The sequence below is a fragment of the Streptomyces sp. GB4-14 genome (assembly GCF_022696125.1).
Taxonomy (GTDB): Bacteria; Actinomycetota; Actinomycetes; order Streptomycetales; family Streptomycetaceae; genus Streptomyces; species Streptomyces werraensis.
In genome coordinates this window covers 2,818,182-2,843,115 of sequence record NZ_RZHO01000002.1, presented here as the reverse complement: position 1 = coordinate 2,843,115, position 24,934 = coordinate 2,818,182, and the positions used below count along the sequence as shown (strand labels likewise).

Here is a 24,934-nt window from a genome sequence, read left to right as displayed (position 1 = left end):
ATCCGTGGACCTGTCCCTGTCGACCGAGACCGTGGGCGATCGCACGATCGTCAGGGTCGGTGGCGAAATCGACGTATATACCGCGCCCAAGCTGCGCGAGCAGCTGGTCGAGCTGGTGAACGACGGCAGTTTCCACCTTGTCGTCGACATGGAAGGTGTGGACTTCCTCGACTCCACCGGTCTCGGCGTGCTGGTCGGCGGCCTGAAGCGGGTGCGAGCCCACGAGGGCTCGCTGCGCCTGGTCTGCAACCAGGAGCGCATTCTGAAGATCTTCCGCATCACCGGCCTCACCAAGGTGTTCCCGATCCACACCTCGGTCGAGGAAGCGGTGGCGGCGACCGACTGACCATCCGCTCCCGGGCGGTCGTGCCCGGGCAGCGCAGAGACACCGAAGGGGGCCGGGCGTTCGGCGGCCCGGCCCCTTCACCGCACGCCCGTAGTCGCGAGGGGGATGCATGGCCACCGTCGAACTCCGCTTCAGCGCGCTGCCCGAGCACGTCCGGACCGCCAGGCTCGTGGCGGCGGCGGTGGCGCGCAGGGCCGGAGTGGACGAGGCCGTCCTCGACGAGGTGAGGCTCGCCGTCGGCGAGGCCTGCACCAGGGCCGTCGGACTGCACCAGCACGGCGGCATCTCGGCGCCCGTGCGGGTGCTGCTGATCGAGGAGGAGAAGCAGTTCTCCATCGAGGTCGGCGACGAGGCCCCGCACGCCCCTGTCCGAGCCCGCTCGGCCGACGAGGTGCTCGGCGACCCCGACACGGAGACCGAGGAGGACGAGATGGGCCTCGCGGTCATCAGCGGCCTCGTCGACGACGTCGAGGTCAGTGCCGGGGAGAACGGCGGATCGATCCGCATGAGGTGGCCCACCACGCCGCCGGCCGCGACGTTCACCTGACCGGTTCACCCGTACGCCGACCGTTTTCCGAAGGGCCCCCTGTGTGGGGGCCCTTCGGCGTGTGCGGGCGCCGGGGACCGCGCTTACAGTGGTTCCCAGCGGAAGATCGCGTGAATTCGTTCACGATCCTCCGTGCCCGGGAAAATGCGATCACGAGAATGCTTCAAAGGCATTACCGATTTCCGGCCGGCCGGTCGCCGGAGATCAATGGTGAAGAGCGACTGCACGCCATTTACATTTCTCGTGGTCTGTTTAGATCAGGTTCCGGTACCTACAATCCCGTCCACATCTTGAGCTCAGCCCAAGCGTCAAGGAGGACGAATGGCGGGGCTTTCCATCTCATACGAGTCGGGCCAACCCACATCCCTCGCAGCCGCCGTGCTGACCGACGAGAACCGCGTGCTCGTGGTGACCATCGGCATCGTGGCCCTGGCGGCGCTGGCCGTCGCGGCGGTCCTGGTGCGCCAGGTGCTCGCGGCCGGCGAGGGCACCGACAGCATGAAGGAGATCGCGGCCGCGGTCCAGGAGGGCGCCAACGCCTATCTGGCCCGCCAGCTGCGTACGCTCGGCATTTTCGCCGTGATCGTTTTCTTCCTGCTCATGCTGTTGCCCGCGGACGACTGGAATCAGCGTGCCGGGCGGTCGGTGTTCTTCTTGATCGGAGCGGCGTTCTCGGCGGCCACCGGCTATATCGGCATGTGGCTCGCGGTGCGCAGCAATGTCCGGGTCGCAGCCGCGGCCCGGGAAGCCACTCCGGCCGAGGGCGAGCCGGAAAAGGATCTCACCACCGTTTCGCACAAGGCGATGAAGATCGCTTTCCGTACGGGCGGTGTGGTCGGCATGTTCACGGTGGGGCTGGGGCTGCTCGGCGCCGCCTGTGTCGTGCTGGTGTACGCGGCCGACGCGCCGAAGGTGCTCGAGGGCTTCGGCCTCGGGGCCGCGCTGATCGCGATGTTCATGCGGGTCGGCGGCGGCATCTTCACCAAGGCCGCCGACGTCGGCGCCGACCTGGTCGGCAAGGTCGAGCAGGGCATTCCGGAGGACGATCCGCGCAATGCCGCGACCATCGCCGACAACGTGGGCGACAACGTCGGCGACTGCGCGGGCATGGCGGCCGACCTCTTCGAGTCGTACGCCGTGACACTGGTGGCAGCGCTGATCCTCGGGTCCGCGGCGTTCGGGAACGCGGGCCTTGCGTTCCCGCTGCTGGTCCCCGCCATCGGTGTGATCACCGCGATGATCGGCATCTTCGCGGTGGCGCCCCGGCGCGCCGACCGCAGCGGCATGAGCGCGATCAACCGCGGGTTCTTCATCTCCGCGGTGATCTCGCTCGCGCTGGTCGCGATCGCGACGTTCGTCTACCTGCCGTCGTCGTACGCCGACCTCGACGGGGTGACCGACGAGGCGGTCCTGGCCAAGAGCGGCGACCCGCGGATCCTCGCGCTGGTCGCGGTGGCCATCGGCATCGTGCTCGCCGCGCTGATCCAGCAGCTCACCGGGTACTTCACCGAGACCACCCGGCGTCCCGTGCGGGACATCGGGAAGACCTCGCTGACCGGACCGGCCACCGTGGTCCTCGCCGGCATCTCCGTGGGTCTGGAATCGGCCGTCTACACCGCCCTGCTGATCGGCCTGGGCGTGTACGGGGCGTTCCTGCTCGGCGGCACGTCGATCATGCTGGCGCTGTTCGCGGTGGCGCTGGCCGGCACCGGTCTGCTCACCACGGTCGGTGTGATCGTCGCGATGGACACCTTCGGCCCGGTCTCCGACAACGCGCAGGGCATCGCCGAGATGTCCGGCGACGTCGAGGGCGCGGGCGCGCAGGTGCTCACCAACCTGGACGCGGTCGGCAACACCACGAAGGCCATCACCAAGGGCATCGCCATCGCCACGGCCGTCCTCGCGGCGGCGGCGCTGTTCGGCTCGTACCGGGACGCCATCACCACCGGCGCGCGGGAGGTGGGCGAACGGCTCGGCGGCGAGGGCGCGCCGCTGACCCTGATGATGGACATCTCGCAGCCCAACAACCTCGTCGGCCTGATCGCGGGCGCGGCGGTCGTCTTCCTCTTCTCGGGGCTGGCGATCAACGCGGTGTCGCGGTCGGCGGGTTCGGTGGTGTACGAGGTGCGGCGGCAGTTCCGCGAGAAGCCCGGGATCATGGACTACAGCGAGAAGCCCGAGTACGGCAAGGTCGTCGACATCTGCACCAAGGACGCCCTGCGGGAGCTCGCCACGCCGGGTCTGCTCGCGGTGATGGCGCCCATCTTCATCGGGTTCACGCTCGGTGTGGGGGCGCTGGGCGCCTTCCTGGCCGGCGCGATCGGCGCGGGCACGCTGATGGCGGTGTTCCTCGCCAACTCCGGTGGCGCGTGGGACAACGCCAAGAAGCTCGTCGAGGACGGCCACCACGGCGGCAAGGGCAGTGAGGCCCACGCGGCCACCGTCATCGGCGACACGGTCGGCGACCCGTTCAAGGACACCGCCGGTCCGGCGATCAACCCCCTGCTGAAGGTGATGAACCTGGTGGCGCTGCTCATCGCGCCCGCGGTCATCAAGTTCTCCTACGGCGCCGACAGAAGCGTCGGGATGCGGGTGCTGATCGCGGTCCTCTCCGCGCTGGTGATCATCGCGGCGGTGTACGTGTCCAAGCGGCGCGGGATCGCCGTGGACGACGACGGGGGCGACGCGGAACCGAGCCCCAACTCGCCCGACCCGGCGGTGGTTTCCCGGTAGGGCACGCCGGACACCGGATCAAGGTGCGGGCGGACGGCGCGGATTGACGCGCCGCCCGCCCGCACGGGTTTCGGCCCGTGACCCTTGTCTCGCCTGGTGCAAATGGCTACAAAAAGTCTCTTACCGGACGTTCGGCAAGTGGGTGTAGGCCATCCGGCGTGTATGTTCCGGGGCCGAAGGCCATGGAAGGGACCAATCCGGTGAACAAGAAGCTCGCGGCCGCACTGTCCGGCGGTGCGGTACTGGTACTGGCGCTGACGGGATGCGGCGGCGACGACAGCGACGAGAAGCTGGACGCCTGGGCGAAGGAGGTCTGCGACGCCGTGCAGCCGCAGGCCGCCAAGATCAAGGCGGCCAACACCGCCATCCAGAAGGAGACCTCGGACAACAGCACGCCGCAGGCGGTCCAGCAGGCCGACTCGAAGGCCTTCCAGGACATGTCCGACGCCTACAAGGCCATCGGCGCCGCCGTGAACAAGGCGGGCGCGCCCGACGTCGAGAACGGCGAGCAGAAGCAGCAGGACGCCGTGAAGGAGCTCAACAGCATCTCCGCGTCCTACGCCACCCTGAAGAAGCAGGTCGACGGCCTCAACACCAAGGACCAGGCGGACTTCGCCGACGGTCTGAAGGACATCGCGGCCGAGCTGGACAAGCTGAGCAAGAGCGGCAGCGACGCCCTCAGCACGCTGGAGGAGGGCAAGGTCGGCGAGGCCATGTCCCGGCAGGCCAGCTGCCAGACGGCCACCGCGTCGGCGGGCGCGACCAAGAGCTGACGGCGGCTCAGCGGCCGCGGGTGCGCGCCGGGTGGGGGCGGCGGCCACAATGGAGGGCGTGAGTGACGCCAGCCTGCCGCCCCTGCCCTCGTCCGACCGCACCGACGCCGCCGCCCGGCTGCGGGAGGCGCTGCTCGGCGCCTCCTTCACCGCCGACGGACTGCTCGACCTGCTCGGCGCCCCCGCGTACGCGGCGCTGGCCCGCAGCGAGACCGTGCCCGCGCTCCGCGCCACCCGCGGGGACACCCCGCTGGAGCTGCTCGTACGGCTGTTCCTGCTCCAGCAGCCGGTGCCCCGCGCGGGCCTGGACGGCGTCCTGCCCGTGGACGTGTGCCTGGAGAGCGGCTGGCTCCGCCCCGTGGGCGGCGACACGCTCGCGGCGGCCGTGGACGTCCGGCCGTACGGCGGGTCCGACGGCGAGGACTGGTTCGTGGTGTCGGACCTCGGGTGCGCGGTCGGCGGCGCCGGGGGCATCGGCAGCCGGGAGCCGGGCGTGGTGCTCGGCGTCGGCGGCGCGTCCACCACGCTGGCCGGCATCACCGTCCGGACGCCCGTGCGGTCGGCGCTCGACGTCGGCACCGGGTCCGGCATCCAGGCCCTGCACGCCGCCCGGCAGGCCACGCGCGTGACCGCGACCGACGTGAACCCGCGCGCCCTGCACATCACGGCGCTCACCCTGGCGCTGTCCGGGGTCCCCGCCGCCGATCTGCGTGAGGGCTCGCTGTTCGCCCCGCTGCGGGACGACGAGACGTACGACCTGATCGTGTCCAACCCGCCGTTCGTCATCTCTCCCGGGGCGCGGCTCACCTACCGCGACGGCGGGATGGGCGGGGACGACCTGTGCCGCACGCTCGTCCAGCAGGCGGGGGAGCGGCTCAGCGAGGGCGGGTACGCGCAGTTCCTCGCCAACTGGCAGCACGTGGAGGGCGAGGACTGGCAGGACCGGCTCCGCTCCTGGGTGCCGCGCGGCTGCGACGCGTGGATCGTGCAGCGCGAGGTGCAGGACGTGACGCAGTACGCCGAGCTGTGGCTGCGGGACGCCGGCGACCACCGCGGGGACGAGGCGGAGTACCGGGCGCGGTACGACGCGTGGCTGGACGAGTTCGAGGCGCGCAAGGTCAAGGCGGTCGGCTTCGGCTGGATCACCCTGCGCCGGTCGGACGCGGCCGTGCCGTCGGTCACGGTGGAGGAGTGGCCGCACCCGGTGGAGCAGCCGCTCGGCGACACGGTCCGTGCGCATTTCGAGCGGCTCGACTACCTGCGGTCGCACGACGACGCGGCGCTGCTGGAGGCGCGTTTCGAGCTGGCGTCCGAGGTGGTGCAGGAACAGGTCGGGCTGCCCGGCGCCGAGGACCCGGAGCACGTCGTGCTGCGGCAGAACCGCGGGATGCGGCGGGCGACCAGGGTCGACACGATCGGCGCGGGGTTCGCCGGCGTCTGCGACGGCACCATGACCGCGGGCCGGATCCTGGACGCCATCGCCCAGCTCCTCGGCGAGGACCCCGTCCTGCTGCGCGACCGCACCCCGGCGCAGATCCGGCTGCTGGTCGAACAGGGTTTCCTGAACCCGGTGGACTGAGGGGCCTCGCAAGGGACGGACCAGGGGCCTCCCGAGGGGTCGAGGGGTCTCACGAGGGGTGGACCGAGGGGTCTCATCAGGGCGGCCCGGGCGCCCCGTCCGTCACACGCGCCCCTCCGGTCACACGAGCCACAGTGACCTGCGTCCGTACGCCCCTGTGTCGTGTGCCGCATCTTTCACGCCGCTCTCGGCCCCGGCGCCGGGCCGTCCGGACCCCGCGGAAATTTCCGGAAGCGGACCGCGCGGGCCCGCTTCCGGTCTCCCCGCCGCCCTCCCGAGCCGCTCCGTTCACCTCCGGTTCGTCGTCCCGCCGCCCACGCGTGGCAGCGTCCCGAGCAGTCGGCGCAGGGACGGACGAGAGGGGGCGCGGGCGACCATGGAGAGCGGGCCGGCGATCTTCGCGGGAACGGTGTTCTGCCTGTTCGGTGCCGGTTTGCTGGCCTGGACGGTGTCCCGTGCGCGGCAGCACCGCCCGGTCGCCCTCGGTGTGAACCGCGTCGCATCGACCACGGTCGCCGGGACCGTCGCGATCGTCTCCCTGGCCCTCGGCGCCTGGTGCTTCGGCCGTCTCTGACGCGCGCCGGGATCGGGACCACGCGGTAACCGAAGGATCGCCCTCCGCATAAGAGCGGGCGGAGTCTGGACACTCCGGGCGGCAGGAACGGTGGTAGTCGGGTTACCGTTCGAGTGGCCGTTGCGGGCTTTTCCCGTTTGACACGGGGGCGGGATGTACCGTCACACTCCGCAGCGTCACCATGACCCGACCCCGGGGAGAAGCGCCTGGGGAGGCCCGAGCGTCGACGGAGAGAAGAGCGAAGTTGTCCCCGACCAGCGAGACCGCGAACGGCGGCCGCCGACTCGTCATCGTCGAGTCGCCTGCCAAGGCGAAGACGATCAAGGGCTATCTCGGCCCCGGCTACATCGTCGAGGCGAGCGTCGGGCACATTCGCGACCTCCCCAACGGCGCTGCGGAGGTTCCGGAGAAGTACACCGGCGAGGTGCGCCGCCTCGGTGTGGACGTCGAGCATGACTTCCAGCCGATCTATGTGGTCAACGCGGACAAGAAGGCGCAGGTCAAGAAGCTCAAGGACCTGCTGAAGGAGTCCGACGAGCTCTTCCTCGCCACCGATGAGGACCGCGAGGGCGAGGCCATCGCGTGGCACCTCCAGGAAGTGCTCAAGCCGAAGATCCCGGTCAAGCGCATGGTGTTCCACGAGATCACCAAGGACGCGATCCGGGAGGCCGTGGCCAACCCGCGCGAGCTCAACCAGAAGCTGGTCGACGCGCAGGAGACCCGCCGCATCCTCGACCGTCTCTACGGTTACGAGGTCTCGCCTGTCCTGTGGAAGAAGGTCATGCCGCGGCTGTCCGCCGGCCGCGTGCAGTCCGTCGCCACCCGGCTCGTGGTCGAGCGGGAGCGCGAGCGCATGGCGTTCCGCTCCGCCGAGTACTGGGACCTGACCGGCACCTTCTCCACCGGCCGCGCCGGCGACCCGAGTGACCCGTCGACCTTGGTCGCGCGGCTGCAGACGGTCGACGGACGCCGGATCGCGCAGGGCCGTGACTTCGACTCCCTGGGGCAGCTGAAGAGCGCGAACACCCTCCACCTCGACGAGGCGAACGCCCGCGCGCTCGCCGCCGCCCTGGAGGACACGCGCTTCGCGGTCCGCTCCGTCGAGTCCAAGCCGTACCGCCGCTCGCCGTACGCGCCGTTCCGTACGACGACGCTGCAGCAGGAGGCGAGCCGCAAGCTCGGTTTCGGCGCGAAGGCCACGATGCAGGTCGCGCAGAAGCTGTACGAGAACGGCTACATCACTTACATGCGTACGGACTCGACGACCCTGAGCGAGACGGCGGTCGCCGCCGCCCGCGCCCAGGTCACGCAGCTGTACGGAGCCGACTACCTGCCGCCGCAGCCGCGCACCTACGCGGGCAAGGTGAAGAACGCGCAGGAGGCGCACGAGGCGATCCGTCCTTCGGGGGACCGTTTCCGCACGCCCGCCGAGACCGGTCTGACCGGCGACCAGTTCAAGCTCTACGAGCTGATCTGGAAGCGGACCGTCGCCTCCCAGATGAAGGACGCGACCGGCAACTCCGTCACCGTGAAGATCGGCGGCACCGCCGCCGACGGCCGGGACGTCGAGTTCAGCGCGTCCGGCAAGACGATCACCTTCCACGGCTTCCTCAAGGCCTACGTCGAGGGCGCCGACGACCCGAACGCCGAGCTGGACGACCGCGAGCGCCGCCTGCCCCAGGTCGCCGAGGGCGACGCGCTGAGCGCCGAGGAGATCTCGGTCGACGGCCACGCCACCAAGCCCCCGGCCCGCTACACCGAGGCGTCGCTGGTCAAGGAGCTCGAGGAGCGGGAGATCGGCCGCCCGTCGACATACGCGTCGATCATCGGCACGATCCTCGACCGCGGCTACGTGTTCAAGAAGGGCACGGCCCTGGTGCCGTCGTTCCTCTCCTTCGCCGTGGTCAACCTGCTGGAGAAGCACTTCGGCCGGCTCGTCGACTACGACTTCACCGCGAAGATGGAGGACGACCTCGACCGCATCGCGCGCGGTGAGGCCCGCGCCGTGCCGTGGCTGAAGCGGTTCTACTTCGGCGAGGGCACCGGCAACGGCGGCGCGGCCGAGGCGGGCAACGGCGACGGGGACCACCTCGGCGGGCTCAAGGAGCTGGTGACCGACCTGGGCGCGATCGACGCGCGCGAGGTGTCGTCGTTCCCGGTGGGCAACGGCATCGTGCTGCGGGTCGGGCGCTACGGCCCGTACATCGAGCGCGGCGAGAAGGACACCGAGGAGCACCAGCGCGCCGACATCCCGGCCGACCTGGCGCCCGACGAGCTGACCGTCGAGCTGGCCGAGGAGCTGCTCGCCAAGCCGAGCGGCGACTTCGAGCTGGGCACCGACCCGGCGACCGGGCACGCCATCGTCGCCAAGGACGGCCGCTACGGCCCGTACGTGACGGAGATCCTCCCCGAGGGCACGCCGAAGACCGGCAAGAACGCGGTCAAGCCGCGCACCGCCTCGCTCTTCAAGTCGATGTCCCTGGACACGGTGACGCTCGACGACGCGCTGAAGCTGATGTCGCTGCCGCGCGTGGTCGGCGTGGACACCGACGGCCAGGAGGTCACGGCGCAGAACGGCCGCTACGGCCCGTACCTGAAGAAGGGCACGGACTCGCGGTCGCTGCAGTCGGAGGACCAGATCTTCACGATCACGCTGGAGGAGGCGCAGGCGATCTACGCCCAGCCCAAGCAGCGTGGCCGGGCCGCGGCCAAGCCGCCGCTGAAGGAACTGGGCACCGACCCGGTCAGCGAGAAGCCGGTCGTGGTGAAGGACGGCCGCTTCGGGCCGTACGTCACCGACGGCGAGACCAACGCGACGCTGCGCTCGGGTGACAGCGTGGAGACGATCACGCCGGAGCGCGGTTTCGAGCTGCTGGCCGAGAAGCGGGCCAAGGGTCCCGCCAAGAAGACGGCGAAGAAGACCGCCAAGAAGACGACGGCCAAGAAGGCTCCGGCGAAGAAGACGGCGGCTTCCAAGACGGCCGCGGCGAAGAAGACCACGGCCGCCAAGAAGACGACGGCGAAGAAGACCGCCGCCAGGAAGACGGCCGCGGCGAACGGCGCGGAGGACTGATCACCGTCCCGCCGGGCAGTGGGAACGTCGTCCCCTGACGCAGGGGCCACCGCCCGGCGTTCGGAATGCGAACGCCCCGGCACGGTTCCGTGTCGGGATGTGTGCATGTCAGGCGCGTCGGCCCTGGGGTATCCCCGCGGGCCGATAGGCTGAACGCATGACGCGAGCCGAGCAGCCCACGGCCTTCGAACCGGCCCACGACGACGCCCTTGTCGCGGACTCCCGCGAGCGTGCCGTCCGCGCCCTGCTGCGCCGACCGCAGGTGAAACGGCTGTGGAGCGCGCAGCTCGTGGGCGGGGTCGGCGATGTCCTCGCCCTCCTCGTGCTGACGCTCCTCGTCCTGCAGGCGTCGGTCGCCGAGCAGGCGTTCGGCGGCGGGTACCGCGGAGCGGCGTTCGCAGTGGCGACCGTTTTCGGCGTGCGGATCCTCGCGACGCTGCTGTTCGGCGCCGTGCTCCTCGGCCCGCTCACGTCGCTCACCTCGCAGGACGGGCCGCTGGACCGCCGCTGGACCATGGTCGGCGCGGACGGACTGCGCGCCACCCTGCTGATCGTCGCGCCGCTGTGGATCGACTGGACGCCCGACAACGCCCTGGCGATCCTGCTCGTCACCGCGTTCGTGGCCGGGGTCGCCGAGCGATTCTGGACGGTGTCCCGCGAGGGCGCCGCACCCGCGCTGCTGCCCGGGCCACCGCCCGAGGGCGCCAGCATCCGGCCGCTGCCCGACCACCTGGACGCCCTGCGCCGCCTGTCGCTGCGCACCGGCTTCGTGGCGATACCGCTCGCCGCCCTGACGCTCGTCGCCGCCGCCCTCTGCAACAACCTGCTGGGCACGGGCATCGAGTGGTTCGGCGAGCACCAGGCGGCCCTCGCCTCGTACGTCGCGGCCGGACTGTTCGCCGCGTCGCTGTCCGTCGTCACCTTCCTCGAACTGCCCGGCACCCGCACGCCCCGGCCGCGCTCGCCGCTGGAGGGCCTGCGCCGCCCGCGGCACGCCGACGGTCCCGACAGGGGCCGCACCGGCGCGCTGCCGCTGTTGGTCCTCGCGGGCGCGTCCGTGGCCGGGGCCGTGGCGGCCGCCGTCGCCGTGTCCGTGCTGCACGCCAAGGACCTGGGCGGCGGACCCGTCCTGTTCGGCCTGATGGTGGGCGCGCTCACCGGCGGCGTGGTCGTCGGCATCCGTACGGCGCCCGCCCTGCTGCCGTCCCTGTCCAGGCGGCGCATGCTCGCCCTCACCCTCGCCTTCACGGGCCTCGCGCTGCTCGCCGCCGGCCTCGTCCCGGACGTCACCAGCGTGCTGCTGATCCTGGCGCTGGCCGGCGTCGGCGCGGGCATGGCCGCCAACATCGCCCACACCCTGCTCGACCAGGAGACCGAGGAGCAGCGCCGGACCCGGACCACCGAGCACCTGCACGCGGTCGTCCGCGTGTACGTGGGGCTCGGCGCCGTCGTCGCCCCCGTGGTCGCGGCGGCGATCGGCCCGCACCGCCTGGAGAACGGCAAGTTCGTCTTCGCCCATGGCGGCGCCGCCTTCACGCTCATGCTCGTCGGCGCCCTGCTGCTGCCGGTCGCCGCACTGGTGCTGGCCAAGGTCGACGACCGCTCCGGCGTCCCGCTGCGGCAGGACCTGCGGGACGCGCTGCTCGGCGGCGACGACCCCGCGCCCACGTCCGCCGCCTCCGGCTTCTTCATCGCCCTGGAGGGCGGCGACGGCGCCGGCAAGTCCACCCAGGCCGAGGCCCTCGCCGACTGGATCCGCTCCAAGGGCCACGAGGTCGTGCTCACCCGCGAGCCCGGGGCGACCCCCGTCGGCAAGCGGCTGCGCTCGATCCTGCTGGACGTCTCCAGCGCCGGCCTCTCGCACCGCGCCGAGGCCCTGCTCTACGCGGCGGACCGCGCGGAGCACGTGGACACCGTCGTGCGCCCTGCGCTGGAGCGCGGCGCGGTCGTCATCAGCGACCGGTACATCGACTCCTCCGTCGCCTACCAGGGCGCCGGACGGGACCTCTCGCCGACCGAGATCGCCCGCATCAACCGCTGGGCCACCGCCGGACTCGTGCCGAACCTGACGGTGCTGCTCGACGTGTCGCCGCAGACCGCGCGGGAGCGCTTCACCGAGGCGCCGGACCGCCTGGAGTCCGAGCCCGCCGAGTTCCACGCGCGCGTGCGCTCCGGCTTCCTCACCCTGGCCGCCGCCGACCCCGGCCGTTACCTGGTGGTCGACGCGGGCCAGGAGCCGGAGGCCGTCACCACGGTGATCCGGCACCGGCTCGACCGCATGCTGCCGCTGTCCGAGGCCGAGATCGCCGCCCGCGAGGAGGCGCGTCGCAAGGCCGAGGAGGAGGCCCGCCGCAAGGCGGAGGAGGAGGCGGCCCGCAAGGCCGAGGAGGAGCGCCTGGAGCGCGAGCGCCAGGAGCAGCTCGCCAAGCTGCGCGCCGAGGAGGAGGAGCGCAAGCGGCGCGAGCTGGAGGAGGCGCAGCGGCGCGAGGCCGAGCGTCAGGCGGAAGAGGCCCGGCAGCGTGCCGAGGAGGCCCGCCGCCGCGCCGAGGAGGAACGTCAGCGGCTGCTCGCCGAGGAAAAGGCGCGCGCCGAGGAGGAGGCGCGCCGCAAGGCCGAGGAGGAGCGCCGCCGCAAGCAGGCGGAGGAAGAGGCGCGGCTGCGCGCCGAGGCCGAGGCGCAGCGCCTGGAGAAGCAGCGCAAGGCCGAGGAGGCCCTGCTGCGCGCCGAGCAGGCCCGGCAGCTCGCCGAGCGCGCGGCGGCCGCGGCGGAGGCGGGCCCGCGCACCAGCGTGACGCCCGCCGAGGCCCCGGCCGGGCCTGCCGCAGGCCGGGACGCCGACGAGGCGGTGACCGTGCCGACGCCGGTGGTGACGCCCACGAACGCGACGGGCGGTCCGGTGGACGAGACGGCCGTGCTGCCGCGCGTGCGGGACGAGGCCGGCGCGCGGGACGCGGACCGTCCGGCGCCGGCCGACGCCGAGGCGACGACCGAACTGCCCCGGCCGCAGGTGCCGGGCGCGGCGGACGAGACGGCGGTGCTGCCTCCCGTCCCGCCGGGCGCCGCCGACGAGACGGCGGTGCTGCCGCCGGTGCGCGAGGGCGAACCCGGTCCCGCGGGCGGCCCGGAGGGTCCGGACGACCGTACGCGTGAGCTGCCGCAGGTCGACGCCGGGAGCGCCCCGCGCCGCCGGGAGCGTCCCGACTGGGCGGAGGAGACCCCGCTGGACGACCTGCCGTCGCTGGCCGACGAACTGCTCGGCCCGCACGAGGACGACCACGGGGACGACGAGGGCCGCGGTGGCGGCGGACGGTGGCGCCGGCGCTGAGGAGCGGCCGTGCCGTGCCGGGCGTGCCTTGGGGCGCGCCCGGCACCGCTGTGTTCGGGGCGGACGGGACAGGCGTGTCGGTGCGGACCCGCACAATGGATCCGGCACAGCACGAACGCGACGGAAGGGCGGGCTGACCCATGACCGTGTGGGACGACCTGGTCGGGCAGGAGCGGGTGAGCGAGCAGCTCGCCGCCGCCGCCCGGGACGCCGACGCGTTCGTCACCGCCGCGGCGGGCGACGCGCCCCCGCCCGAGGCGTCCCGCATGACGCACGCGTGGCTGTTCACGGGCCCGCCCGGTGCCGGACGCAACCAGGCGGCGCGGGCCTTCGCCGCCGCCCTCCAGTGCGTCAGCCCCGACCGGGCCCTCGGCGGCGCCCCCGGCTGCGGCTTCTGCGACGGCTGCCACACCGCGCTCGTCGGCACCCACGCCGACGTCTCCACGGTGGCCGCCGTCGGCGCGGAGATCCTGGTCAAGGACATGCGCGACACCGTCCGCAAGTCGTTCACCGCCCCGGCGAACGGCCGCTGGCAGGTGATCCTCGTCGAGGACGCCGAGCGGCTCAACGAGAAGTCCGCCAACGCCGTCCTCAAGGCCGTCGAGGAGCCCGCGCCGCGCACGGTGTGGCTGCTGTGCGCCCCGTCCGTCGAGGACGTCCTGCCGACGATCCGCTCCCGCTGCCGCCACCTCGTCCTGAGCACGCCGTCCGTGGACGCCGTCGCCGACATGCTCGTGCGCCGCGAGGGCATCGAGCCGGACGTCGCCGCCTCCGTCGCCCGCGCCACCCAGGGTCACGTCGACCGCGCGCGCCGCCTGGCCACCGACCCGGCCGCGCGCGCCCGCCGGGCCGCCGTGCTGAAGCTGCCGCTGCGCGTCGAGGACGTCGGCGGCGCGCTGAGGGCCGCCCAGGAGCTGGTCGACGCGGCCGCCGAGGACGCCAAGCAGCTCGCCGAGGAGATGGACGGCAAGGAGACCGAGGACCTGAAGGCGGCGCTGGGCGCGTCCCAGGGCGGCCGTCTCCCCCGCGGCACGGCGGGCGCGGTCAAGGACCTCGAGGACATGCAGAAGCGGCGCAGGACGCGCACCCAGCGCGACAGCCTCGACGTCGCCCTCGCCGACCTCACCAGCTTCTACCGCGACGTCCTCGCCCTGCAGCTCGGCTCCCGCATCGCCCTCGCCAACACCGACGCCGAGGACGCGCTGGAGCGTTTGGCCCGCAGCAGCACGCCCGAGTCCACACTGCGCCGCATCGAGGCGATCGCGGCCTGCGGCGAGGCGCTGGACCGCAATGTGGCGCCGCTGCTGGCGGTGGAGGCGATGACGATGGCGCTCAGGGCGGGCTGAGCGGAGCTGTCCCGTCGAGGGCTGTAACTCGTCCGGGGCACGGTGTGTGCGCAGAGCGTCCGTACGGTCGCTCACCGTTACGCTCCCGGTATGCACACACGGCGCACCCCAGACAGGATTCGTACCGCAGCGGCCTTGTTCACCACGGCCGCGCTGTTGCTGGCGGGCTGCTCCTCCGGGACCTCGACGAGCACGGCCAGTTCGCCGGTGGCGGGAGCGGCCGCCGCCCTCGCCCCGCTGCCCGGCCCGACCCCCGCGGCCCTCGCCGGGTACTACGAACAGAAAGCGGCGTGGCGCGACTGCGGCGTCCCCGGGTTCCAGTGCGCCACGGTCAAGGCCCCCCTCGACTACGCCGAACCGTCCGCCGGGGACGTCCGCCTCGCCGTCGCCCGCAAGAAGGCCACGGGACCCGGGAAGCGGCTGGGCTCCCTGCTGGTCAACCCCGGGGGCCCGGGCGGCTCGGCGGTCGCCTACCTCCAGATGTACGCGGGCATCGGCTACCCGGCGGAGGTGCGCGCCCGCTACGACATGGTGGCCGTCGACCCGCGCGGAGTCGCCCGCAGCGAACCCGTCGAGTGCCTGGACGGGCGGGCGATGGACGCGTACACCCGCACGGACACCACGCCCGACGACGAGAAGGAGACCGAGGCGCTCGTCTCGGCGTACCGGACGTTCGCCGAGGGGTGCGGGGCGAAGGCGCCGAAGCTGCTGCGCCATGTGTCGACCGTCGAGACGGCCCGGGACATGGACATCGTGCGCGCGGTGCTCGGCGACGAGAAGCTGAGTTACGTCGGCGCGTCGTACGGCACGCTGCTGGGCGCGACGTACGCGGGGCTGTTCCCGGAGCGGACCGGGCGGCTGGTGCTGGACGGCGCGATGGACCCGTCGCTCGGTGCGCGCCGGCTCAACCTGGAGCAGACACAGGGCTTCGCCACGGCGTTCACGGCGTTCGCGAAGGACTGCGTGCGACGGAGCGACTGCCCGCTGGGCGGCAAGGGCACGTCGCCGGAGAAGGCCGGCGAGAACCTGAAGAAGTTCTTCGAGGAGCTCGACGCCCGCCCGCTGCCCGCGGGCGACGCCGACGGCCGCGAGCTGACCGAGTCGCTGGCGACGATGGGCGTGATCGCCGCGTTGTACGACGAGGCGGCCTGGCAGCGGTTGCGCGAGGCGCTGACGTCGGCGACGAAGGAGGACGACGGCGCGGGGCTGCTCGTCCTCTCCGACAGCTACTACGAGCGGGACGCGGGCGGCGCGTACAGCAACCTGATGTCCGCCAACGCGGCCGTCAACTGCCTCGACCTGCCGCCCGCCTTCGAGACGCCGGAGCAGGTGCGCAAGGCGCTCCCCGACTTCGAGAAGGCGTCCCCGGTGTTCGGCGAGGGTCTCGCCTGGGCCGCGCTGAACTGCGCGTACTGGCCGGTGCGGGCCACGGGTGAGGCGCAGCGCATCGAGGCGAAGGGCGCGGCGCCGATCGTGGTCGTCGGCACCACCCGGGACCCGGCGACCCCGTACCACTGGGCGAAGGGCCTGGCCGGCCAGCTCTCCTCGGCCCGCCTCCTCACCTACGACGGCGACGGCCACACCGCGTACGGCCGCGGCAGCTCCTGCATCGACTCCGCGATCAACACGTACTTGATCGCCGGCACCCCGCCGGCGGACGGAAAGCGCTGCTCGTAGCGGGTACGGCCGCCCCCGGAGGCGACGGCCCGGCCCCGCCTCCGGGGGCGGTACGAAGCACCCCCGGAAACTGTGTAGACTTACCGACGTCGCTGATCGCACCATGGTGCACACGGCGCGCCGCCTTAGCTCAGATGGCCAGAGCAACGCACTCGTAATGCGTAGGTCTCGGGTTCGAATCCCGAAGGCGGCTCTTCTTCAAGCCCCGCACAGACACTGTCTGAGCGGGGTTTTCTCGTTCCGGTGCGCTCACGCGCCGTTCCGGACCAGTTCCCCGGCGGGCTCGCCGAAGCCCGCGTCCCGGGCCAGCACCACCGCCGTCGCCCGGTCGTGCACCTCGAGCTTGGCGAAGATGCGCGAGACGTAGTTGCGGACGGTCTTCTCGGCCAGGAAGAGCCGGCGGGCGATCTGCCGGTTCCCCATGCCGCCGGCCAGGAGCTCCAGTATCTCCAGCTCGCGGCTGGTGAGCCCCGGAAACCCGGCGCTGTCGTGCAAGCCCTGCATGGCGGAGAAGTAGCGGCTCATGCGGGCCGCGACGCTGGGGCAGAAGGCGGCGCCGCCCCGGGCGACGACCTTCAGGGAGCGGAGCAGTTCGTCGGCCGAACCGAGGCGGGAGAGGTAGCCGTTGACGCCCGCCCGGAGGGCCGAGACGATCATCTCGTCGTCGTCGTTCTGCGCCACCACGATCGTGTGCGGCCGGGACGCCTCGTCGGGGAAGGCGGCGGCGACGTGCCGGACGCGTGCGGAGACGGTTCTGCTGGAGGACGGTTCGCTCAGGACGACCACGTCGGGGTGGAGGGCGGTGCCGGCCAGGTCCGACAGACATCGGAGGTCGTCCGAGTCGTCCGTGGCACGGCCGACAAGAGCGCACTCCTCATCCTGATCGACAATCGCTTCCAGCCCGGCGAGGGAGACCGGGTTGTCGCTGACCACGAACAGGTTGACGGTCATCTCGTACATCCCCCAGAAATGCGTCGGCGTGGTGCGGACGGTGCCGGACGGTCCCCGGGGGCACACGCGACGAAGGCTCGGTCCGTGTGCGACCGACTCCGGGCGTGACGTAGTCAGTTGTGGCTTTCAGTGGCCCCCGTGGCCATGACCTGTCGGCGCAGGCATGGTGGTGCGTCAGAGCGCGCAGGGCGTTCGTGATGCCGAGTATGTGAACGCGCCCGGAGAGAACGCAAGGTCGTCGGCGCCCCCGTACGGTCCGAAGGGTGAGTATCGGCCGGACCCCGCCGAACCGCCGCGTTTCCGGCGTCGGCGGTGGTGGGGGCGGCTCCGGGCGCGCGCCCCGCAGGACCGCACGCCCGTGTGGGCCGTGGTGCGGGGCGGACGACACTGTCCGAAACGGTCACCGCGCGGCGCGACACGCGGACGTCCGGCCCTGCGCCCGTTGGACGGGCCGGGAGCGAGCGCCTACGTTCGACGGCATGGGTGAGGGGTCCCGGAGACGTGCGCTCGTGCTGGACGGGGCTGCGGCCTGCGCGTTCACGCTCCTGCCGCAGGTGTCGCTGCTGCGGCCGGCCGTCGACGGCGGGACGGACGGCGGCCTCCTGTGGCTGCTGTCCCTGGGCGCCGGACTCCCGCTCACCGTACGGCGGTTGTGGCCCGTCCCGGTCTTCGTCGTCGTCCTGGCCGCCGCCTGCGGGGCGCTGGCCGCCGGCCTCGGACCCGCCTCGTTCCTGGCCGCCGCCTACGCCGTCCACATGGTGGCCACCACCCGGCGGCGCGACCCCGGGGTGTCGGCCGTCGCCGTCGCCGGGCTGTGCGCGGCGGTCGCGGCCGTGCTCACGTTGTCGGGCGGGCAGTCCTACCAGGGTGGCAGCACCGCCGTGCAGGCCGTGTTCGGCCTCCTCGTGCTCGGCGCGACCTGGGCGGCCGGCTCGGCGGTCAGGGAGCGCAGACGCAGTACCCGGCGCGCCATCGAGCACGCCGCCGAGCAGGCGAAGACCGAGGAGCGCCTGCGTATCGCCCGCGACATCCACGACGTGGTCACCCACAGCGTGGGACTCATCGCCGTGAAGGCCGGCATCGCCAACCACGTCGTCGCCACCCGCCCGGAGGAGGCGAAGGAGGCTCTGGCGGTCATCGAGGACGTCAGCCGCCGGGCGCTGCGGGACATGCGCGCCACCCTGACCGTGCTGCGCGGTGAGGACCGGAGCGAGGCAGGGGACCTGCGGCCCGCCCGCGGCCTGGCGGACCTGCCCGCGCTGCTCGGGACCGCCGAAGCGGCAGGCGTCCGCGTCGAACTGCGCACCCGCTACGACCAGGAGCCGCCCGAGGGTGTCGCGCTGGCGGCGTTCCGCATCGTCCAGGAGGCCCTCACCAACGTGGTCAAGCACGCGGCGCCGACCGGCTGCCGGGTGGACGTCACGGCGCGGGAGGGCGTACTGACGGTGGACGTGACCGACGACGGCCCCGGAGCCGGACGCCGGACCGCGGTGCCCGGCAGCGGCATGGGGCTGGTCGGCATGAAGGAGCGGACCGCCGCGCACGGCGGCACCCTCAGCGCCGGCCCCCGGCCCGGCGGCGGTTTCCGGGTGACGGCCACCCTGCCCTTCCAGGTCTGACGGACAGCGACTCATCCTCGGGTATGAGGGGCGCCCGCCCGGCACCGTGCCGGGTTCCCGACCGCGGGCCGATGCGGTCGCGGGGTGCGCGCCGCGAGACTCGACGCGTGATGCTTGCCGAGAGACTGACCAAGCGGTACGGGCCCGCCACCGTCGTCGACGACCTGTCCTTCACGGTGCGACCAGGGGTCGTCACCGGCTTCCTCGGGCCCAACGGCGCCGGGAAGTCGACGTCGATGCGGATGCTGCTCGGCCTGACCCGCCCCGACAGCGGCACGGCCACCATCGGCGGACGCGCCTACCGCGACCTGACCTACCCGCTCCGGCACGTCGGCGCGCTCCTGGAGACGTCGGCCCCGCACCGTGGCATGACCGCCGTCGGTCATCTGTCGTGGCTGGCGCGGAGCAACCGCATCCCCCGCCGTCGGGTGGACGAGGTGCTCGACGCGGTCGGTCTCACGGGAGCCGCCCGTAAACGGGTCGGCACCTTCTCCCTTGGCATGGGACAGCGCCTCGGCCTGGCGGCGGCCCTCCTCGGCGATCCCCCGGTCCTGGTGCTCGACGAGCCGGTCAACGGGCTCGACGCCGAGGGCATCCGGTGGCTGCGCGAACTGCTGCGTGCCAAGGCCGCCGAGGGCCGCACCGTCCTCGTCTCCAGCCATCTGATGGCGGAGATGGCGCAGGTCGCCGACGAGCTGATCGTGATCAGCCGGGGCCGGCTCCTCGCCGAGACCAGCGTGTCGGAGTTCATCGGCCGTCACGGCCGGACGTTCGTACGGGTCCGGACCCCCGAACCGCTGCGGGCCGCCCAGGAGTTGCAGGCGAAGGGCGCCACCTCGGTGCGGCGGGCCGCGGACGGCGGCCTGGAGGTGGACGGCCTGCCGGCGGGCGAGGTGAACCGCATCGCCGCGGCGGCCGGCGTCCCCGTCGAGGAACTGAGCACCCACACCGGCTCGCTGGAGGAGACCTTCCTCAAGCTCGTCGACGACGGAGGAGATCCCACGCATGTCTGAGACCCTCGCGGCCGCTCGGGCGGAGTTCACCAAGATGCGGGCGGTGCGCGCCACGTCCGTCGCGCTGCTGCTGTTCGCCGCCGTCAGCGTGTTCATCGCCGCGCTGGGCGGCTGGTCCGCCAAGGGCGCGATCGAGTCCGACAACCCCGGGCTGCGCTCCGACTTCACGCCCGAGCAGGCCGGCCTGGACGGCATCCTCTACGGCCAGCTCGCCCTGATCGTGTTCGGGGTGCTGATGATGTCCGGCGAGTACACCTCGGGCATGATGCGGGTCTCGCTGCTCGCGGTGCCCCGGCGCGGCCGGCTCTACCTGGCCAAGACGGCCGTCACCGCCGTCGCGGCCCTGGCCGTCGCCCTCCCGGTCACGGTCGTGTCGTACCTGGTCACCCAACTCGCCCTCGGCCCCCACGGGTCGACGTTCGACGCGGACGGCGTCCCGCGCGCCCTGGCAGGCGCGGTCGTCTACCTCACCCTCATGAGCCTGCTCGCCGTAGGGGTGGCGGCCGCCGCCCGCAGTGCCGTCCTCCCGCTGGCCGTGCTGCTGCCTCTGGTGCTGGTCGGCTCGCAGATCCTGTCCGTCATCGGGGCGACCAAGGAGGTGGCGCGCTGGTTCCCCGACCGCGCCGGTGCCCAGATGCTCACCGTCGACTCCGGCGACGCCCTCACCGGCCTCCTCGTGCTGCTCGCGTGGACCGCGGCCGCGCTGACGGCCGGCTGGCTCCGGCATCGCTCGTGGGACGGGTGACGGGACGCGCCTGAGTCATGTGCCCCATGCAGGTGGGACATGGCCCCTCGTAGGTTCCCGGACAGGTCACGGAGCCGAAAAGGTCGGCCCGGGCCGTTCGACCCACGGGAGGAACCATGACCGCGATCTACGAGCCGCCCGCCCTGCAGGAGATCGGCGACTTCGACGAGCTCACCAAGTGCCTCGGCATCGGGAGCTGCAACGACTTCGCCGGCTGCGGTTACGCCGTCGTCTGCTTCTGGTGATCGCACCGGTGCCGGTGTGCCCCTCGCGGCACACCGGCACCGCCCGGGGGAGTGAGGCGACATGGAATTCACAGTGCTTCCGGACTGTCCCGCCGGCGCCGCGCTGGCGGACCGGGTGGCGGCGCCGAAGCGGATCGACCACGCGTCGGGACGGCCCTGGATCGTGGGGGACTGGGCCGAGGGCGAGGCGACGGTGACCGAGGCCGGCACCCGTCGCCTGGCGGTGTTCGGACACACACGGTCCGACGACGCGGGAACGGCCTCCGCGCTCGGCCGGATGCGCTCGCTGCACGACGTCGACCGGGTCGCGTCCCGGCTGCCCGGGGTCTTCCACCTCGCGGCCTCCCTGGACGGCGCGGTCCGTCTCCAGGGCTCCGTGGCAGGCGTACGGCAGGTCTTCACCGCCCGGGTCGACGGGGTGACGGTCGCCGCGAGCGCCGTGGACCCGCTGCTGCGCCTCACCGGCGCGGGACTCGACGAGACCCTGCTGGCCGCACGGCTGCTGGCGCCCGGCGGGGCGCCCTGGCCGCTCTCGCTGCGTCCGGTCCGCCGCGGTGTGGACGCGCTGCCCACCGGCCACTGGCTGGAACTCGGCGCCGACGGCCGGGCCCGCAGCGTCCGGTGGTGGGAACTGCCCGAGGCGACCCTCTCGCTGGAGGAGGGTGCCGGTGCCGTCCGCTCTGCGCTCACCGACGCCCTCGCGACCCGTGTGGACCCGCACCGCACGATCAGCGCGGACCTCTCCGGCGGACTCGACTCGACCACCCTGTGCTTTCTCGCCGACGCGGCCGGCGCCGACCTGGTCACCTACCACGTCATGCCGCTCGACGAGGCCAACGAGGACACCGCATGGGCCCGCAAGGCCGCCGCCCATCTGCCCCGTGCCCGCCACCACATGCTCGCCGCGGACCGCGCCGCCAACCTGTTCGACATCGGCTACACCGCCGACACCGTCAACGCGGCTCCCGAGGGCCCCTCGACGTGGGCCTCCGGACTCGCGCACATCCGGGACCTCGCCGGGCGGGCCACCGCCGAGGGCGCGGCCTTGCACCTGTCCGGGTTCGGCGGGGACGAACTCTTCGGCCGGATGCCCGCCTGCGCCTGGTCCCTCGCCCGTATCCGCCCGGCCGACGGACTGCGGCTGGTGAACCGCTACCGGCTGGCCAACCGCTGGCCCTGGCGCAGCACCCTGCGGCAACTCGCGGACCGTTCGACGTTCGCGCAGAACCTGACCGAGGTCGCCGGGCGGATCACCGCCCCGCCCCCGCCGGTCAACGAGCCCGACTTCGGCTGGGTGTTCGCGCCGCGTATGCCCGCCTGGGCCACCCCGGACGCGGTGGCAGCCGTGCGGGACCTGCTGACCACGGCAGCCGAACGGACCCCGGAACCGCTGGACGCCGACCGGGCCCGGCACCAGGCGCTGTCCTCCGTCGTGTTCGAGGGGAACACCGTCCGGCAGGTCAACACCGCCGTCGTCGGCACCGGCCTGGTCTGGGAGGCGCCGTTCCTCGACGACCGGGTTCTCGAGGCGGCCTTCGCCACCCGGATCGACGAGCGGCTGGCCGCCGGACGGTTCAAGCCGCTGCTGACCACCGCCGTGCGGGGCCTGGTGCCCGACGACTTCCTCTCCCGTCGCGACAAGGGCGAGTTCAGCGCCGAGACGTTCCGGGGCATCGAACGCAACCGGGACCGGATCCTGGACCTCTGCGAGGACTCGCTCCTGGCCCGGCTCGGCCTCGTCGACCCGGACGCCCTCCGGTCCGCGGTGCTCAATCCCGGGCCGATGTCCCATCACCTTCAGCCGATCCAGACCACGGTGGCGTGCGAGAGCTGGCTGCGGGCGCACCCCCAGGACACCGGAGAGAACCGATGAAACTGAGTCTTGCCCGCGATGTCACTCTCACGCCCGTCGATTCCGGGGCGGTCCTGCTCGACGGCCGCCGCGGCCGCTACTACCAGCTGAACGCCTCCGGCTCCGCGATCCTGCACAGGCTGCTCGACGGCGACACTCCCGCCGCGGCCGCCGCGAGCCTGTCGGAGTCCGCCCCCGTCAGCGAGGAGCGGGTGCACCAGGACGTACTGGCCCTGGTCCGCTCGCTGAGCGAGGCCGACCTCGTGGAGGTGACACAGTGACCACGCCCGCCGTCGCCGAACAGGCCACGCGCCTCCCGCTGCACCGGCAGATCGCCCCGAGATGCGCGGCCGGCGCCGCCCGTCTGCTGGTGAGGATGCCCCCGGCCCGGCTGCACCGGGTGCTGCGCGTACTGAGCAAGGGATCCCGGCCCGCCGGGTACGCCCAGGTGGCACGGGCCCGACGGTCCGTCGTCTCGGTCAGCACCCGCTGCGCGGGCCTCGGCTGCCTCCAGCGGTCCGTCGCCACCGTGCTGCTGCTCCGCGTCCGGGGCAGGTGGGCCGACTGGTGCACCGGCTTCCGCGTGCAGCCCTTCGCCGCGCACGCCTGGGTCGAGGCCGACGGCCGCCCGGTCGACGAGCCGGGAGAGGTCGGCGTGTTCCGCACCGTGCTGGCCGTGCGCCGCACCGGAGGCGGCTCATGACGGCGATCCGGGCCGAGGGCCTCTACGCGTACTACGGCACGACACCGGCCGTGAACGGTCTCGACCTGAACGTCCCTGAGGGGGCCACGTTCGGATTCCTGGGGCCGAACGGCGCCGGCAAGACCACCACCATCAGCATGCTCACCACGCTGCTGAGGCCCACGGCGGGCCACGCGGAGGTGGCCGGGTTCGACGTCACCACGCACGCCGCCGAAGTACGGCGAAGGATCGGCATCGTCTTCCAGGAGTCGACGCTCGACCTGGAGCTCACGGCCACCGAGAATCTGCGCTTCCAGGCCGACCTGTGCGGTCTGGGCCGGGCCGAGGCGCGCGCCGCGGTGGCCGCGATGCTCGACATGATGGAGCTCACGGGACGCGACAGGACCCCCGTACGGCACTTCTCCACCGGTCTGCGCCGGCGCCTGGAGATCGCCCGCGGCCTGCTCGGCTCCCCGCGTGTGCTCTTCCTCGACGAGCCGACCACCGGCCTCGACACGCAGACCCGCGCGGCCGTCTGGCACCACCTGGACCGGCTCCGCGAGGAGCAGGGCATCACGGTCTTCTTCACCACGCACCAGCTGGAGGAGGCCGAGCACTGCGACCGCATCGCCATCTTCGACCGCGGCAAGCTGGTGACGGAGGGCTCACCCGCGGAGCTGAAATCCGTCATCGGGGCCGACGTCGTCGACCTGCGCACCGAGGACGACCGGCTGGCCGTGGACCTGCTGTCCGACCGCTTCGGACTGACGGCCGAGAGCACCCCCGGCGGGCTGCGGCTGAGGGTGCAGGACGGCGCCTCCATGGTGCCCCGCCTGTGCACCGGCCTGGGCCTGACCGTGCGGTCGGTGACGGTCACCCCGCCCTCGCTCGACGACGTCTACCTGCACCACACCGGGACCGCCATCAGGGACAGCGGGTCCGGCGCCCGCTCGCTCGACAGCCTCGGGGAGGGACTGCGATGACCCGTACCGACATCCCGCCGAGCGTCACCTTGACGAAACCGGCCCCGCCCTCGTCCGAGGTGCGTACCTGGCACACCGTACGGCCCTACGCGCTGCTGTGGCGGCGGGAGATGACCCGGCTGCGGCACAATCCGCTGCGCCTCGTCATGGGCCTGGTCACCCCGCTGCTGTTCCTGGTCGTGCTGGGCACGGGGCTGGAAGCGGCGTCGTCCACGCTCGGCAAGGCCCAGCTGAACGACTACCGGGCCTACCTGTTCCCGGGCGCGCTCGTGATGTCCGTGCAGGCCCCGGCCATCGCCGTGGGCATCTCGCTCGTCTGGGACCGCCGGCTCGGCATGCTGCGTCAGATGCTCGTCTCCCCGTTCCCGCGGTCGAGCATCGTCCTCGGCCTCGCGCTCGGCGGAGCCACCACGGGTGCCGTCTACGGCCTCGCCCTGCTCGCGGTCGGGGGCATCGCGGGCGTCCGCTACACGCCGATGCTGCTGGTCGTCCTCGTCGAACTGCTGTTGGTTTCCCTGCTCTTCACCTCGTTCGGCCTTCTCGCCGCCGTCACCATCCGGCAGGTCGACACCTTCCAGATCGTGGTGAACCTCAGCCTCATGCCGCTGATGTTCTTCTCCGGCGCGATGTTCCCGCCCAACGGACTGCCGGGCTGGCTCGACACCGTCGTCAAGCTGAACCCGTTGACCTACGGCGTCGACGCCGTGCGCCGGACCCTGCCCGGCCCCGACGTCCTCACCTCGGAGCAGACCCGGCTGATGCTCGGCGACTGGAATCCGCCCGTGTACGCGGAACTCGGCGTGCTGGCCGCCCTCACCGCCGCCGTACTGGGCCTCGCCACCTACCGGTTCTCCCGGACGCAGTGAAAGGG

Annotated in this window: 20 protein-coding genes and 1 tRNA gene; 20 read left to right on the top strand and 1 reads right to left on the bottom strand. The window is 72.6% G+C overall.

Annotated elements, in window-relative coordinates; genetic code table 11:
- The first annotated feature begins 4 nt into the window (after positions 1-4).
- From bldG to ELQ39_RS14040, 11 genes are all read left to right on the top strand, one after another.
- On the top strand, positions 5-346 hold the full coding sequence (gene bldG, locus ELQ39_RS14090) for an anti-sigma factor antagonist BldG (RefSeq protein ID WP_006132569.1): 342 nt from the start codon (positions 5-7) through the stop codon (positions 344-346).
- A gap of 109 nt (positions 347-455) precedes the next feature.
- The gene (locus ELQ39_RS14085) at positions 456-893 is read left to right on the top strand and encodes an ATP-binding protein (RefSeq protein ID WP_190004726.1); all 438 of its coding nucleotides are present in this window, start codon (positions 456-458) and stop codon (positions 891-893) included.
- Between the two features lie 321 nt (positions 894-1,214).
- On the top strand, positions 1,215-3,626 hold the full coding sequence (locus tag ELQ39_RS14080) for a sodium-translocating pyrophosphatase (protein ID WP_225625541.1): 2,412 nt from the start codon (positions 1,215-1,217) through the stop codon (positions 3,624-3,626).
- Positions 3,627-3,808: 182 nt separating this feature from the next.
- Positions 3,809-4,399: a small secreted protein gene (locus tag ELQ39_RS14075; protein ID WP_242592085.1), complete on the top strand. Its 591-nt coding sequence runs from the start codon at positions 3,809-3,811 to the stop codon at positions 4,397-4,399.
- Positions 4,400-4,448: 49 nt separating this feature from the next.
- Entirely contained in the window at positions 4,449-5,978 is a 1,530-nt protein-coding gene (locus ELQ39_RS14070) for a DUF7059 domain-containing protein (protein WP_242592084.1), read from the top strand.
- Between the two features lie 376 nt (positions 5,979-6,354).
- Positions 6,355-6,552: a hypothetical protein gene (locus tag ELQ39_RS14065; protein ID WP_190004730.1), complete on the top strand. Its 198-nt coding sequence runs from the start codon at positions 6,355-6,357 to the stop codon at positions 6,550-6,552.
- A 244-nt stretch (positions 6,553-6,796) separates the two neighbouring features.
- Positions 6,797-9,625, top strand: coding sequence for a type I DNA topoisomerase (gene topA / locus ELQ39_RS14060; RefSeq protein WP_242592083.1), 2,829 nt, complete (start codon positions 6,797-6,799; stop codon positions 9,623-9,625).
- Between the two features lie 157 nt (positions 9,626-9,782).
- Entirely contained in the window at positions 9,783-12,950 is a 3,168-nt protein-coding gene (gene tmk / locus ELQ39_RS14055; RefSeq protein WP_242592082.1) for a dTMP kinase, read from the top strand.
- A gap of 140 nt (positions 12,951-13,090) precedes the next feature.
- Complete coding sequence (locus ELQ39_RS14050) at positions 13,091-14,296, top strand: DNA polymerase III subunit delta' (RefSeq protein ID WP_225625538.1); 1,206 nt, start codon at positions 13,091-13,093, stop codon at positions 14,294-14,296.
- 90 nt (positions 14,297-14,386) lie between these two features.
- Entirely contained in the window at positions 14,387-15,973 is a 1,587-nt protein-coding gene (locus ELQ39_RS14045) for an alpha/beta hydrolase (protein WP_242592081.1), read from the top strand.
- A 119-nt stretch (positions 15,974-16,092) separates the two neighbouring features.
- Positions 16,093-16,166: transfer RNA gene (locus ELQ39_RS14040), tRNA-Thr, on the top strand.
- Between the two features lie 56 nt (positions 16,167-16,222).
- Here the strand turns inward: ELQ39_RS14040 and ELQ39_RS14035 are convergent.
- The gene (locus tag ELQ39_RS14035; RefSeq protein ID WP_242592080.1) at positions 16,223-16,924 is read right to left on the bottom strand and encodes a LuxR C-terminal-related transcriptional regulator; all 702 of its coding nucleotides are present in this window, start codon (positions 16,922-16,924) and stop codon (positions 16,223-16,225) included.
- 479 nt (positions 16,925-17,403) lie between these two features.
- On the opposite strand from ELQ39_RS14035, the gene ELQ39_RS14030 reads away from it, so the two are divergent.
- The 9 genes from ELQ39_RS14030 to ELQ39_RS13990 all read left to right on the top strand — a co-directional run bounded on the left by ELQ39_RS14030 (position 17,404) and on the right by ELQ39_RS13990 (position 24,929).
- Positions 17,404-18,543: a sensor histidine kinase gene (locus ELQ39_RS14030; protein WP_242592079.1), complete on the top strand. Its 1,140-nt coding sequence runs from the start codon at positions 17,404-17,406 to the stop codon at positions 18,541-18,543.
- Between the two features lie 110 nt (positions 18,544-18,653).
- Complete coding sequence (locus ELQ39_RS14025) at positions 18,654-19,556, top strand: ABC transporter ATP-binding protein (RefSeq protein WP_190004822.1); 903 nt, start codon at positions 18,654-18,656, stop codon at positions 19,554-19,556.
- On the top strand, positions 19,549-20,301 hold the full coding sequence (locus ELQ39_RS14020) for an ABC transporter permease (protein ID WP_190004737.1): 753 nt from the start codon (positions 19,549-19,551) through the stop codon (positions 20,299-20,301). Before ELQ39_RS14025 ends, ELQ39_RS14020 begins: the two co-directional genes overlap by 8 nt.
- Before the next feature lie 116 nt (positions 20,302-20,417).
- Positions 20,418-20,546 (top strand): aborycin family tricyclic lasso peptide, encoded by a 129-nt coding sequence (locus ELQ39_RS14015; protein ID WP_106963308.1) that lies wholly within the window; start codon positions 20,418-20,420, stop codon positions 20,544-20,546.
- 61 nt (positions 20,547-20,607) lie between these two features.
- Complete coding sequence (locus ELQ39_RS14010; protein ID WP_242592078.1) at positions 20,608-22,419, top strand: lasso peptide isopeptide bond-forming cyclase; 1,812 nt, start codon at positions 20,608-20,610, stop codon at positions 22,417-22,419.
- Positions 22,416-22,679: a lasso peptide biosynthesis PqqD family chaperone gene (locus ELQ39_RS14005; RefSeq protein ID WP_190004739.1), complete on the top strand. Its 264-nt coding sequence runs from the start codon at positions 22,416-22,418 to the stop codon at positions 22,677-22,679. Before ELQ39_RS14010 ends, ELQ39_RS14005 begins: the two co-directional genes overlap by 4 nt.
- Entirely contained in the window at positions 22,676-23,101 is a 426-nt protein-coding gene (locus tag ELQ39_RS14000) for a lasso peptide biosynthesis B2 protein (RefSeq protein WP_190004740.1), read from the top strand. Before ELQ39_RS14005 ends, ELQ39_RS14000 begins: the two co-directional genes overlap by 4 nt.
- Positions 23,098-24,063, top strand: a complete 966-nt coding sequence (locus ELQ39_RS13995; RefSeq protein ID WP_225625520.1) for an ATP-binding cassette domain-containing protein — start codon at positions 23,098-23,100, stop codon at positions 24,061-24,063. Before ELQ39_RS14000 ends, ELQ39_RS13995 begins: the two co-directional genes overlap by 4 nt.
- Entirely contained in the window at positions 24,060-24,929 is an 870-nt protein-coding gene (locus ELQ39_RS13990) for an ABC transporter permease (RefSeq protein WP_190004742.1), read from the top strand. Before ELQ39_RS13995 ends, ELQ39_RS13990 begins: the two co-directional genes overlap by 4 nt.
- Positions 24,930-24,934 lie beyond the last annotated feature (5 nt).

Excerpts from the sequence above, each read along its gene's own strand:
- ELQ39_RS14085 (WP_190004726.1), top strand. The coding sequence starts at position 456 with ATGGCCACCGTCGAACTCCGCTTCAGCGCGCTGCCCGAGCACGTCCGG.
- ELQ39_RS14080 (WP_225625541.1), top strand. The coding sequence starts at position 1,215 with ATGGCGGGGCTTTCCATCTCATACGAGTCGGGCCAACCCACATCCCTC.
- ELQ39_RS14075 (WP_242592085.1), top strand. The coding sequence starts at position 3,809 with ATGGAAGGGACCAATCCGGTGAACAAGAAGCTCGCGGCCGCACTGTCC.
- ELQ39_RS14070 (WP_242592084.1), top strand. The coding sequence starts at position 4,449 with ATGGAGGGCGTGAGTGACGCCAGCCTGCCGCCCCTGCCCTCGTCCGAC.
- ELQ39_RS14065 (WP_190004730.1), top strand. The coding sequence starts at position 6,355 with ATGGAGAGCGGGCCGGCGATCTTCGCGGGAACGGTGTTCTGCCTGTTC.
- tmk (WP_242592082.1), top strand. The coding sequence starts at position 9,783 with ATGACGCGAGCCGAGCAGCCCACGGCCTTCGAACCGGCCCACGACGAC.
- ELQ39_RS14050 (WP_225625538.1), top strand. The coding sequence starts at position 13,091 with ATGACCGTGTGGGACGACCTGGTCGGGCAGGAGCGGGTGAGCGAGCAG.
- ELQ39_RS14045 (WP_242592081.1), top strand. The coding sequence starts at position 14,387 with ATGCACACACGGCGCACCCCAGACAGGATTCGTACCGCAGCGGCCTTG.
- ELQ39_RS14035 (WP_242592080.1), bottom strand. The coding sequence starts at position 16,924 with ATGACCGTCAACCTGTTCGTGGTCAGCGACAACCCGGTCTCCCTCGCC.
- ELQ39_RS14030 (WP_242592079.1), top strand. The coding sequence starts at position 17,404 with ATGGGTGAGGGGTCCCGGAGACGTGCGCTCGTGCTGGACGGGGCTGCG.
- ELQ39_RS14025 (WP_190004822.1), top strand. The coding sequence starts at position 18,654 with ATGCTTGCCGAGAGACTGACCAAGCGGTACGGGCCCGCCACCGTCGTC.
- ELQ39_RS14020 (WP_190004737.1), top strand. The coding sequence starts at position 19,549 with ATGTCTGAGACCCTCGCGGCCGCTCGGGCGGAGTTCACCAAGATGCGG.
- ELQ39_RS14015 (WP_106963308.1), top strand. The coding sequence starts at position 20,418 with ATGACCGCGATCTACGAGCCGCCCGCCCTGCAGGAGATCGGCGACTTC.
- ELQ39_RS14010 (WP_242592078.1), top strand. The coding sequence starts at position 20,608 with ATGGAATTCACAGTGCTTCCGGACTGTCCCGCCGGCGCCGCGCTGGCG.
- ELQ39_RS14005 (WP_190004739.1), top strand. The coding sequence starts at position 22,416 with ATGAAACTGAGTCTTGCCCGCGATGTCACTCTCACGCCCGTCGATTCC.
- ELQ39_RS13995 (WP_225625520.1), top strand. The coding sequence starts at position 23,098 with ATGACGGCGATCCGGGCCGAGGGCCTCTACGCGTACTACGGCACGACA.
- ELQ39_RS13990 (WP_190004742.1), top strand. The coding sequence starts at position 24,060 with ATGACCCGTACCGACATCCCGCCGAGCGTCACCTTGACGAAACCGGCC.